This is a genomic window from Shewanella sp. SM73, assembly GCF_025653795.1.
GTDB lineage: Bacteria > Pseudomonadota > Gammaproteobacteria > Enterobacterales > Shewanellaceae > Shewanella > Shewanella oncorhynchi.
Map to the genome: position 1 here is coordinate 222093 of NZ_JAKKRY010000001.1, position 11816 is coordinate 233908.

General features: G+C 45.2%; 9 protein-coding genes. 3 read left to right on the forward strand and 6 right to left on the reverse strand.

Annotated elements, in window-relative coordinates; translation table 11 throughout:
- Nucleotides 1–6 precede the first annotated feature (6 nt).
- The 4 genes from L5M51_RS01030 to sodB all read right to left on the reverse strand — a co-directional run bounded on the left by L5M51_RS01030 (nt 7) and on the right by sodB (nt 5683).
- A complete protein-coding gene (locus L5M51_RS01030) occupies nt 7–1533 on the reverse strand; it encodes a SpoVR family protein (protein ID WP_263171172.1) in 1527 nt (508 codons plus the stop codon).
- Nucleotides 1534–1542: 9 nt separating this feature from the next.
- Entirely contained in the window at nt 1543–2811 is a 1269-nt protein-coding gene (locus L5M51_RS01035; RefSeq protein WP_263171173.1) for a YeaH/YhbH family protein, read from the reverse strand.
- Nucleotides 2812–2877: 66 nt separating this feature from the next.
- On the reverse strand, nt 2878–4812 hold the full coding sequence (locus L5M51_RS01040) for a PrkA family serine protein kinase (RefSeq protein WP_131523897.1): 1935 nt from the start codon (nt 4810–4812) through the stop codon (nt 2878–2880).
- Nucleotides 4813–5098: 286 nt separating this feature from the next.
- Nucleotides 5099–5683, reverse strand: coding sequence for a superoxide dismutase [Fe] (gene sodB / locus L5M51_RS01045; RefSeq protein ID WP_028760317.1), 585 nt, complete (start codon nt 5681–5683; stop codon nt 5099–5101).
- 225 nt (nt 5684–5908) lie between these two features.
- Here sodB and grxD point away from each other — a divergent pair, with 225 nt between their 5' ends.
- Nucleotides 5909–6241 carry a Grx4 family monothiol glutaredoxin gene (grxD, locus tag L5M51_RS01050; RefSeq protein ID WP_011846572.1) on the forward strand — a complete coding sequence of 111 codons (333 nt, stop codon included), beginning with the start codon at nt 5909–5911 and terminating at the stop codon, nt 6239–6241.
- A 161-nt stretch (nt 6242–6402) separates the two neighbouring features.
- On the opposite strand, the gene L5M51_RS01055 is transcribed toward grxD, so the two are convergent.
- Nucleotides 6403–7653 carry a uracil-xanthine permease family protein gene (locus tag L5M51_RS01055; RefSeq protein ID WP_028760316.1) on the reverse strand — a complete coding sequence of 417 codons (1251 nt, stop codon included), beginning with the start codon at nt 7651–7653 and terminating at the stop codon, nt 6403–6405.
- A 215-nt stretch (nt 7654–7868) separates the two neighbouring features.
- Here L5M51_RS01055 and L5M51_RS01060 point away from each other — a divergent pair, with 215 nt between their 5' ends.
- Together L5M51_RS01060 and hda are read left to right on the forward strand one after the other, a co-directional pair.
- Nucleotides 7869–8960 (forward strand): DUF2066 domain-containing protein, encoded by a 1092-nt coding sequence (locus tag L5M51_RS01060; protein WP_028760315.1) that lies wholly within the window; start codon nt 7869–7871, stop codon nt 8958–8960.
- Nucleotides 8961–9022: 62 nt separating this feature from the next.
- Nucleotides 9023–9733 carry a DnaA inactivator Hda gene (hda, locus tag L5M51_RS01065; protein ID WP_168823935.1) on the forward strand — a complete coding sequence of 237 codons (711 nt, stop codon included), beginning with the start codon at nt 9023–9025 and terminating at the stop codon, nt 9731–9733.
- A 118-nt stretch (nt 9734–9851) separates the two neighbouring features.
- Here hda and L5M51_RS01070 read toward each other — a convergent pair whose 3' ends face one another.
- Nucleotides 9852–11807, reverse strand: a complete 1956-nt coding sequence (locus tag L5M51_RS01070) for a hypothetical protein (protein ID WP_263171174.1) — start codon at nt 11805–11807, stop codon at nt 9852–9854.
- Between the last annotated feature and the right edge of the window lie 9 nt (nt 11808–11816).

Genomic DNA, 11816 nt, shown 5'->3' on the forward strand with positions numbered 1-11816 from the left:
TGCTTATTATTCTGGTTTATTGGCTTCAGGGCAGGATGCTAAGACGCTAATACTCGCATCTGCATTTTTTTGCTCTAAGGTGACAGTGAAACCCCATAATCGATGTAAATGCTTTAATACTTCTTTATGGCTGTTGGCTAAGGGAATATCGTTATTTGGCACATAATGTAAGGTTAAGGATCGATCACCGTTGATTTCTACATTATGTACTTGGATATTCGGCTCAATATTAGACAGGTTATATTGTTGTGATAGTAACTGGCGAATATCTTGATAGCCCTGTTCATCGTGGATTGCAGATACCGAAAGATAATTGCGTTTCTCATCATCATGGATACCAAACAATTTAAATTGGCGGATAACTTTAGGTGAAAGATATTGGCTAATAAAGCTTTCGTCTTTAAAGTTTTGCATTGCAAAATGCAACGTTTCTATCCAATTACTGCCAGCAATGTCGGGAAACCAAGCTTTATCTTCATCGGTTGGATTTTCACAAATACGCCGAATATCGGTGAACATGGCAAAGCCTAAAGCGTATGGGTTGATGCCGCTGTAATAACGACTGTTGTAATCGGGTTGGGCCACAACGCCTGTATGGCTTTGCAAAAACTCGATCATGAAGCGATCAGTGACCACGCCATCGTCGTACAAGTGATTCAAGATAGTGTAATGCCAGAAGGTTGCCCAGCCTTCATTCATGACTTGAGTTTGTTTTTGCGGATAAAAATATTGCGCCATTTTACGCACAATACGGATTATTTCCCTTTGCCATGGTTCAAGCAAAGGAGCGTTTTTCTCGATGAAATATAAAATATTTTCCTGCGGTTCGGCGGGGAAACGACGTTTTTTAGATTGAGACTGCTCATGTTGATGGGTCGGAATCGTGCGCCATAAATCATTTACTTGGCTTTGAAGGTAAGCCTCGCGATCCTTTTGTCTTGCTTGTTCTTCCCTGAATGAGATTTCAGAGGGACGTTTATAACGATCTACACCATAGTTCATTAGCGCATGACAGGAGTCTATGACGCTTTCGACTTGTTCTACACCGTATTTTTGCTCGCAGTCACTTATGTAGTTTTTAGCAAAGACAAGGTAGTCAATAATCGAGCTCGCATCTGTCCATGTCTTAAATAAGTAATTGTTTTTAAAAAAGCTGTTATGTCCGAAACAGGCGTGAGCTATCACCAGTGCCTGCATTGTGATGGTGTTCTCTTCCATTAAGTAAGCGATACAGGGGTTAGAGTTAATCACAATTTCATAGGCGAGCCCCATTTGGCCACGTTTGTAACCTTGCTCGGTTTCGATAAAACGTTTGCCAAAAGACCAATGGGTGTAACCAATGGGCATACCAATGCCCGCATAAGCATCCATCATCTGTTCAGCAGTGATGACTTCGATTTGATTCGGGTAAGTGCTGAGTTTATAGAGCGCTGCCACCCGCTCAATTTCCTTGAGGTAGTCCTGAAGTAGCTCGAAGCTCCAGTCGGGACCATCGCTCAGTGGTGTCCAAGGTGTTGATTTAGTTATCCCCATAGTGCCCCCTTAAACCGCTTGTTTCTTGAATAGCTCCCTAAAGACAGGGTAAATATCTTCGGCTTGACGTATATGCTGCACGGCGATGTTGTCGTAATGCTGTTGCAGGGATTCATATTCGCGCCACAGGGTTTGATGGGCGCGATTGGTGATTTCGATATAGCTGTAGTAGCGCACGAGTGGCAATATTTTTTGTTCTAACAATTGCCTACAGGTAGGTGAATCGTCAGCCCAGTTATCACCGTCGGATGCTTGGGCTGCGTAAATATTCCACTCATCGGCGGGGTAGCGGGCTTGTTGAATTTCATGCATTAATTTCAATGCACTGGACACTATTGTGCCGCCCGTTTCTTGGGAGTAAAAGAACTCGTGTTCATCGACTTCTTTGGCTTGGGTATGGTGGCGAATGTAAACCACTTCTAAATTTTTATAGGTACGAGTGAGGAACAAATACAGCAAGATATAGAAGCGTTTTGCCATATCTTTAGTTGCCTGATCCATAGAACCAGACACATCCATTAAACAGAACATCACAGCTTGACTAGAAGGGATTTCCCTTTTGGAATAGTTATTAAAGCGTAGATCGAAGGTATCGATAAACGGCACTCTGGCAATCTTTTGTTTTAACTCCTCAATTTGGGCTTTTAAATCCAAAATCAACTCGGCCTTAGTGCCTGGAATATTTTCCAGTTCAGCAAGGTCTTGTTCTAACTCTTTTAATAGTTTCTTTTTACTGGCCGACATCGCAATGCGACGAGCAAGGGATGAACGTAATGAACGGACAATATTGATGTTAGCGGGGACGCCATCATTGGTGAACCCAGCACGGTAGATTTGGTATTCCACCAGTTTATTGAGGCGATTTTTTTGTAGATTGGGGAGTTCTAAGTCCTCAAACAATAACTCTAGATACTCGTCTTTAGAGATTTCGAACACAAAGTCATCGTCGCCTTCACCCGAGTTTGAGGCCTCACCTTTGCCCGAACCGCCGCCTGAACCACCAGGTGGTCGGTCAATTTTATCGCCACGGGTAAATTGGTCATTACCGGGATGCACTCTATCCCTGACACCGCCTTTGCCTTGGTGAAACATAGGTTCACTGATATCCCGTGTTGGGATACTGATTTTTTCGCCTTTATCTACATCCGTTACGCTGCGACGAGTCACTGCATCGCTGACGGCTTTTTTAATTTGTTGCTTATATCTATTGATAAAGCGTTGGCGGTTGACTGTGCTTTTTCCTTTCGCATTCAACCGTCTATCGATAAAGTTCGCCATACGCACCTCCCAAAACCCAGCGAAGGCTTTGGCAACACCAAAGCCCTGTACTTAGTTAGCGCAAGTTTAAGAAGATTTACGAACTCGTAAATACCACTCAGACAAGAGTCGGACTTGTTTTTTGGTATAGCCTTTCTCCATCATGCGATTGACGAAATCATCGTGTTTGCGTTGATCGTCGTTCGACGTTTTGGCGTTAAAGGAAATAACAGGCAGTAAATCTTCTGTGTTGGAGAACATTTTCTTCTCGATCACAGTGCGAAGTTTCTCGTAGCTGGTCCAGAGTGGATTGTTACCCTCATGGTTCGCTCGGGCGCGCAGCACAAAGTTGACGATTTCATTACGGAAATCTTTAGGATTGCTGATCCCCGCGGGCTTCTCAATCTTTTCAAGTTCAGCATTGAGGGCGGCGCGGTCGAATAGCTGACCTGTTTCTGGGTCGCGGTATTCTTGATCTTGGATCCAAAAATCGGCGTAAGTGACATAGCGGTCGAAGATATTTTGGCCGTATTCAGAGTAAGACTCTAAGTAAGCGGTTTGAATTTCTTTACCGATAAACTCCACATATTTAGGGATCAAATAACCTTTTAGGAATTCAAGATAACGTTCGGCGGTATCACCGGGGAACTGTTCTTGTTCAATTTGTCGTTCGAGGACATAGAATAAATGTACTGGGTTGGCGGCGATCTCTGAATGGTCGAAGTTAAATACCCGCGACAAAATCTTAAAGGCAAAACGGGTGGATAGTCCATTCATGCCTTCATCGACACCTGCGTAATCACGGTATTCTTGGTAAGACTTAGCCTTAGGATCGGTATCTTTCAGGCTTTCACCGTCATATACCCGCATCTTAGAGTAGATGGAGGAGTTTTCAGGCGGCTTGATGCGTGACAACACACTAAATTGCGCTAAGGTTTCTAAGGTGCCGGGAGCGCAGGGCGCTTTCGATAACTCAGAGTTGATTAGCAGTTTTTGATAGATTTGCAGCTCTTCTGAGACCCGTAAACAGTAGGGCACTTTGACTATGTAAACACGGTCGAGGAAGGCTTCGTTGTTTTTGTTGTTTTTGAAGGTTGACCACTCGGACTCGTTTGAGTGAGCCAGAATAATCCCGCTATAGGGCAAGGCCGATAAGCCTTCTGTGCCGTTATAGTTACCTTCTTGCGTCGCAGTCAGTAGTGGATGCAGCACTTTAATTGGTGCCTTAAACATCTCGACGAATTCCATCACCCCTTGGTTTGCACGGCACAATGCGCCTGAATAGGCGTAAGCATCGGGATCATCTTGGGAGAAATGTTCGAGTTGCCGAATATCGACTTTACCGACAAGGGACGAAATATCTTGGTTGTTTTCATCACCAGGTTCAGTTTTCGCTATTGCCACTTGGTCCAGAATGGATGGAAAGACTTTTACCACGCGAAATTTGGAGATATCGCCACCAAACTCATGCAGACGTTTTACCGCCCAAGGCGACATGATAGTTTTCAGATAACGGTTGGGAATGTTGAATTCATCTTTTAACAGCTGTCCATCTTCTTCCACATCAAACAGGCAGAAGGGGTGATCGTTGACTGGGCTGCGGACTCCATTCGCGCTCAGAATGTAAATGGGCACTTTTTGCATTAGGGCTTTGAGTTTTTCGGCGAGTGATGACTTACCGCCGCCCACTGGGCCCAGTAGGTATAGAATTTGTTTGGATTCTTCTAATCCTTGAGCCGAGTGCTTTAGGTAAGCCACAATTTGCTCTATGGCGTCTTCCATGCCGAAGAAATCTTTAAATGCGGGATAGCGTGAAATAAGTCGATTCGAAAAAATACGGCTAAGTGTTGGATTTTTTGCGGTATCAATGACTTCTGCTTCACCAATTGCAAGCAGTAGTCGCTCTGATGCTGACATGTAAGCGCTGCGATCTCCCTTGCAGATGTCCAGAAACTCCTGCAAAGAATATTCTTCATCGAGTTTTTGTTCGTAGCGCTTTTGGTAATGCTCGAAAATGCCCATATAAACCCCCTGAAACGCCAGTGATGTCATGGAACGGATAACTGGCTAGCCAGCCTCCTACTCTAATCTTAGACACAAACTCACTATCTGTGTCAAAAAAATATCAAATAAAAACAATAACAAATAGTTGCAAACGCAATTATTGCACTTGTAGTTAGCGGAGGATAAATCGGTAGGATAAGGGATGGGCGGCAAACGAGGGGCATAAAAAAAGAGCCACTAGGGCTCTTTTTACTGGGATTAACCCACTGCTCATTCGGCAGTAAACAACGTTAGGTTAAATGAATTAACCTGCGAAGTTTTGGTTAACGAAGTCCCAGTTAACTAATTGCCAGAAGTGGGCAAGATAGTCAGGACGCACGTTACGGTAATCGATGTAGTAAGCGTGTTCCCACACGTCAACTGTCATGATTGGCGTTACTGTGCTGTCAGTCAGTGGCGTCGCTGCATTGCTAGTGTTAACGATAGCAAGAGTGCCATCGGCTTTTTTCACTAACCATGTCCAAGCGCTACCGAAGTTGTTTACTGCTGAATCAGTAAATTGCGCTTTGAATGCGTCGAATGAACCGAAAGCGGCATTGATTGCATCAGCAACTGGGCCTGTTGGTTCGCCGCCAGCATTAGGGGCTAAGCAGTTCCAGTAGAAAGTGTGGTTCCACACTTGAGCTGCGTTGTTAAACACGCCACCCGTAGAAGTTTTGATGATATCTTCTAAAGATTTACCAGCGAAATCAGTTCCTTCGATTAAGCCGTTTAGCTTCACAACATAAGTGTTGTGGTGCTTGCCGTAGTGGTATTCTATGGTTTCTTGAGAAATGTGTGGTTCTAGTGCGTTCTTTGCATATGGTAATGCGGGTAATTCGAAAGCCATTAGTATCTCTCCATGGTCTTAGGTTATCGTTTCTTAAACGTGCTCACTTAGGACTATTGTACCGATAAAATTTGTGATGTGAATCATTGTTTAGCTAATTGACTAGATAGACGCCATCGAAAAATCAAATGTCGACATAACCTTACAAACTGTGGGATTTTGTTCTGCGTCTAGCTGACGTACAATAGTCGCATTGAGTCAACGTCATCCTACTTAGGAATCAAAATGGAAACAGTAGAGAAAATTAAGCAGCAGATCACGGAAAACCCTATCATTGTTTATATGAAAGGCTCTCCTAAGTTACCAAGCTGTGGCTTCTCGTCACAGGTCGCTCAGATCATGATTAACTGCGGCGAGCAGTTTGCATTCGTGGATATTCTTCAGCATCCAGACATTCGCGCAGAATTACCTAAGTTTGCTAACTGGCCGACTTTCCCACAATTGTGGATTGAAGGTGAGTTGATTGGTGGCTGTGATATCGTAGTGGACATGTTCCAAAAAGGCGAATTACAACCTTTGATCAAAGCGGCTGCCGCTAAGATCAAGACTGAGGAGTAAGAGTTAATTCTTACTTCATAAAAATATTGCTTCATAAAAAAGCCGCCGTGATTGATATCACGGCGGCTTTTTTATTGTGGTTTCTTAAGAAACGATCAATTTTATAAAGTGGTCATTTTTCAACGACCTACTTCGAAATTGATCGTGTCTTCAAGCCGTGATTAATGAGGCGTCACATCAGACTCGTGGTGTTTATTGTGTGGCTTAGTCGCGGGTAATAGTAAGTTCATGGTAATAGCGACAATACCGCACAAGCTAATACCAGTCAGACTGAATGAACCTATGCCAAATGCCATGCCGCCGATACCAAAGACTAAGGTAACACCGACAATACTTAAATTACGTGGCTCTGATAAATCCACATGATTACGAATAAGGGTGTTGAGGCCAACTGCGGCAATGGAACCAAATAGCAAACACATGATACCGCCCATCACTGGGACGGGGATAGTTTGCATCAGCGCACCGAGTTTGCCAACGAAGGCTAAAGTGATGGCGGTAATGGCAGTCCAAGTCATGATCTTAGGATCAAAATTTCGGGTTAAAGTTACTGCACCTGTCACTTCTGAGTAAGTTGTGTTCGGTGGACCACCAAAGGCTGCGGCTGCAATTGTGGCAATCCCGTCACCCGTTAGCGTGCGATGCAGGCCGGGTTTTTTCATAAAATCTTTACCCGTGACGTTGGATATCGCCAGAATATCACCTATATGTTCTACCGCAGGGGCGATTGCCACTGGGATCATAAATGCGATGGCATACCAGTTTAATTCTGGCGCGACAAATTTAGGAATAGCAATCCAACTTGCAGCGGTCACGACTGCAAAATCAACAATACCAAAGGCTAGGCTTAAACTGTAACCTACTATAATACCTGCTAAAATAGGCATCACTTTGAGGAGGCCCTTTGCGAAAATGGCCACCGCGATAGTGGTACCAAGCGATGCGAGCGAAATAAATAACGCCGTATTTGTAGCGACTAAAGTCAAGCTACCATCACCACTCTTGCCTAATGCCATATTCACCGCCACGGGGGCTAAGCCAAGGCCGATAATAATGATTACGGGTCCCACTACGACAGGGGGCAATAGTCTGTGAATAAAGTCAGTACCGCGCACTTTAACCAAGGCGCCGAGCATGACGTAGACCACGCCCGCGGCCATAATGCCGCCCATTGTGGATGGAATTCCCCAAGTCTGCACGCCATAAAGTATGGGGGCAATAAAGGCGAAGGAAGATGCGAGGAAGATAGGCACTTGGCGTTTAGTAATCAATTGGAAGAGTAGGGTACCGATACCTGCGGTAAACAATGCCACACTGGTGTCGAGCCCTGTAAGTAGCGGCATTAGTACTAGGGCGCCGAAGGCCACAAATAGCATTTGCGCGCCCTGTAGGGGGATAGCGAGTCGTCTCATTTATTATTCTCGTTAATTTAGGGTAAACCGCCAAATGATAACAGTTTGTTGGATTTTGAGCAGGAGAAAATCGCCTGTTTTGCCGACGTTGATCACTGTTTGGGTTTTCTGTGCTATGGCAGGCACGGAAATGGGGCTAAATTTTGGCAAGACTCGCTTAAGGCGCTAACTATGGTACAATTTGCCTCATCTGACGCTACTTCAACTACTCAAAGATGCTGAAATTCCTATTGAAGCCGAGCTTAATTGCATTTCTATATTGTCTGTTCACGATTAATAGCGTCAATGCTGTTGAGGTGAGTAAATTAGATGAGGCCAATGTGCCTGTGTCTTCGCGCGCAGTTGCTGAACGCGACAAAGCCTTAAAAAGTGCACTTGAGCAAGTCATTATCAAGAACACTGGGACTGCGCGATCCCTCGATAACAGCCTAATCCAATCTCAGCTCAGTAATCCTGATACCTTGCTGAGCCAGTATGGTTATATCGAGCAAAATGGCCAATTGCTGTTGACCGCGAGTTTTGAGCACCGCCGCATAGTGGCGTTACTGCGTCAGGCACAATTGCCTGTTTGGGGAACTCAACGCCCGCTGACCTTATTTTGGGTCGCTATGCCTGGTGATGGCGACACTATGATATTGGGTGACTCATCTGCGTTAGCCGAACGTAAGATTTTTAGCGATTTTTCCTATGCCCGCGGTATACCTGTACTCTTGCCTATCTTAGATCTTGATGAGTTGATGGGTATTAATCCTAACGATATTAAAGGGATGTTTGCCGACATAGTAGCTAGTGTATCTGGCCGCTATCAAGCTGACTTTTTGGCGCTAGTGGCAATTGATGCCGCCGGCAATCAGGTTCGTTATCGTTTAAATCTTTATACTAAGGCTACCATTGACTCTTTGACGCCACCGTTATTCAGTTACAACGGCAGTGCTGAAAATTCGGCCCAAGCGATTACCGCTATGATGGCGGCGTTAGGTGAATATTATTTTACTAAGTATGCGATTGCCGATACTGGTACTCAGCTTGGTGCGAGTGTTACCTTCGTTAATATCCAAAAAATGGCGCAATTAGTTGAAGTTGAAAAATATTTGAAGCAACTCAGCGCGATTAAAAATGCCACGTTAACGCATATTCAAGGTAATACTGTGACTTTCTCGTTAGATTTATTTGGCTCAGAGACGGATTTACAACGCTTATTAAGCTTAGAGCCGCGTATTTCTGTGGTCGCACCTGTGAGTGCAGGTGAATTTAGCCCTGTCTCTAATCAAACTGGCAAACCTGTGTATGAATGGCGTTTACATTAAGATGTTATCGGCCGTGCTTAGTTAAGCACGGCATTGTTTTTATTTAATATTGAGAAGACCGAGTGCCCTTAAACTCACCTCTGCAACTCTCGTTACCTGTGCATTTGCCAGACGACGAAACCTTTAATAGTTATTACCCCGCCGCGGGTAATGATGAACTTATTCAAAAATTGAGAGCGAATGCCGAAGGGCATGGTGAAGCCGCCATCTATTTGTGGGGCCCAGTTAAATCAGGTCGAACCCATTTAATGCATGCTGCTTGCGCCCACGCTAATGAAGTGGAGCGTCGCAGCTTTTATATTCCCTTAGGCATACATGCGAGTATTTCGACCGCATTGCTTGAAGGCCTAGAACAGTTGGATTTGGTTTGTATCGATGATGTCGATGCAATCGCCGGGCACCCAGTATGGGAAGAGGCGATTTTTGATCTCTACAATCGCGTTGCTGAAAATAAGAATTGCGCCTTAGTGGTCAGCGGCAGTTCGTCTCCTGCGGATGCCGGTTTCCTCTTGCCAGATCTTGTTTCACGTATGCAATGGGGGTTGAATTACCAGCTGCAACCTATGGCAGATGATGAAAAACTTGCCGCACTGCAACGCCGCGCCGCTATGCGTGGCCTGCAATTACCGGAAGATGTAGGGCGTTTTTTACTAAACCGTATGGCGCGGGATTTGCGTACCTTGTTTGATGTATTGGATAAGTTAGATAAAGCTTCATTAGTGCATCAGCGTAAGCTCACGATTCCGTTTGCCAAAGAGATGCTACACCTTTAGATACAGCATGGTTTGTGTTCGTTCTGAAGATACAAAACCTACTGGCATTAAAGCCAAAAAGAGTAAAGCCCGTCATGTTGAATACATACGGGCTTTTGTTTATCTAAAATTTAAAACGCTATTGTTGTGGATGCTGGTGACGGTCACCACTTAAGCGAAGTTCGGCTTCAAAACGAGACTCGGCATTAATTGCAGCTGCATTGCTTTGGCCTTTGAGCTGCGTATTCGCAGGCGATATTGCCAATGTTTGACGCCAGCTTTGACCTTGCACCATATTAATTGGTTCGGGTAGGCTTTCGACCAGACTGATCCCATTAAGCTCCGGCAGCATTTCATCAATCACCAACGCAGCGCGATTTTCTAGACTGTCTTTTGCAATTCGTCCCCTTTGTCCCCAGTCAATAATCAGCGAATCCGCAGTTAAAATCGCAGGTTTATTGGTGACGGCGACATCACGCAATATTTGATAGCGATAACTCATCATGGCTTCCTCAAATAACATGGCCGTGTCTTCACGGGTACTGGAATAGGCATAGAAGTCGCTGGCGATATCGGCAGAAAAGAAAGTACTGACATCCGATGCTTGATAGGCCTTTTGCACATTACTCGCCGCTGCGCCGAGGAAACTAACATTGGCAAGTCCCATCATTTCAGTGCTCGTTAATGGGTAGGTTTTGCTGACTTGATCTGAAATTAGACTCTTGCTGGCATTGCGGCGGCTGTAGTCATCTAACAGTCTTGGCCCTGTGAGTGTGGCATGCACGCTGCGTGGAAAAAAGTCATTGGCATGGGCGAGCTCGTGATACAACAAGGAGGCCAGATCGGGATTGATTTGCGCTAATGTGCGGTTTGCTCTGACGGTGATAGGCACGCCAAGGGAGGCATATTGGTTATCTTTTACATAACGCCAAGGCATCACAAAGTTAAGATCATTTCCGAAATTACTGCGGTAATCCGGCGCCTCATTAATAGTGTCGCGCTGGCTTGGCGTAAGCCATAAATCATTGGGATCGAGATAAATCGCCCCTGTGACTACCCAATAAAAAGAAGGGCGTACATCATAGCTAATCACCACGGCCGTGACGGATTGTAACAGGCGGGCAAAATCGCTATTAGGGTCCATCTGGGCTAAGAAGGCGGCAAAGTTATCACCCATCCAATCGTGGGAAACCAGTACTCGATTTAGAATCGTCTCGTGATTGAGATCGCTTGAGGTTTGACCTATCAAAGGTAAGGTATTGATAGTGCAGCTATCATTAAGCTGATTGGAGTAAACACAGTTTGCTAGCACATTGGCGTAAGGTGAAGTCGGACGATAGGCATGGGTGCGCGCAACTGGGGTATCGAAGTATGGTGAGCTTATCGCTGGCACCGAGGTTGTTAGCACAAAGACATCATCGCTAAGCTGATTGCCATTGACGTTGGCATTCACTTTGAGCCGAGTGATTGTATCCTGGGTGACCGTTGGCGCGGTAAACAAGGGTCTAAACGGATCGCTCACATCGACCATTAAATCTGGGCCAGATGCTACACACCAAGAGATATTTGCTGCGCTTAATTCCGATTGTTGTCCGAGTCTTAAGCTCACATTATTGCCTTCAACCACTTGGTGATCTTGACGGACGTTTAGCACACCCGTCGATGCGGGATCGACATTAATGCCAATTTCTCCGGTGGCATCTAGATTACTGCCCGTCACATGCAAGCTAAAACGGTAGCCGCCTGCGGTGGGAGTATCAAAGGCTAATACAGGGCTGTTTTGACTGACGAGTGCTATGTTAGGGCCATCGATTTGCTGCCAACGGAAGGTTAAGTCTTGGCTGTCACGATTTAGGATATTGGCAATGATAATACTAGATTGACCCGCCACATAATTTTGCTCGGTTTGAAAGCGAATTGAGGATGACGTGGTGGTAATGAGTGGCGAAATGCTATCTGTGCAGCGTGCTAGTGAAGTGGAGGGGGGCGTGACTACACTATCATCTGGTTGACTATCACCATCGCCTCCGCATGCCGCAAGTAGGCCCGAGCAGGCCATAAATCCGAAAAATTTCAGTGGTATCGACATTCCCATTACACCATT

Excerpts from the sequence above, each read along its gene's own strand:
- sodB (WP_028760317.1), bottom strand. The coding sequence starts at position 5,683 with ATGGCTTTCGAATTACCCGCATTACCATATGCAAAGAACGCACTAGAA.
- L5M51_RS01040 (WP_131523897.1), bottom strand. The coding sequence starts at position 4,812 with ATGGGCATTTTCGAGCATTACCAAAAGCGCTACGAACAAAAACTCGAT.
- L5M51_RS01060 (WP_028760315.1), top strand. The coding sequence starts at position 7,869 with ATGCTGAAATTCCTATTGAAGCCGAGCTTAATTGCATTTCTATATTGT.
- L5M51_RS01070 (WP_263171174.1), bottom strand. The coding sequence starts at position 11,807 with ATGGGAATGTCGATACCACTGAAATTTTTCGGATTTATGGCCTGCTCG.
- grxD (WP_011846572.1), top strand. The coding sequence starts at position 5,909 with ATGGAAACAGTAGAGAAAATTAAGCAGCAGATCACGGAAAACCCTATC.
- L5M51_RS01030 (WP_263171172.1), bottom strand. The coding sequence starts at position 1,533 with ATGGGGATAACTAAATCAACACCTTGGACACCACTGAGCGATGGTCCC.
- L5M51_RS01055 (WP_028760316.1), bottom strand. The coding sequence starts at position 7,653 with ATGAGACGACTCGCTATCCCCCTACAGGGCGCGCAAATGCTATTTGTG.
- L5M51_RS01035 (WP_263171173.1), bottom strand. The coding sequence starts at position 2,811 with ATGGCGAACTTTATCGATAGACGGTTGAATGCGAAAGGAAAAAGCACA.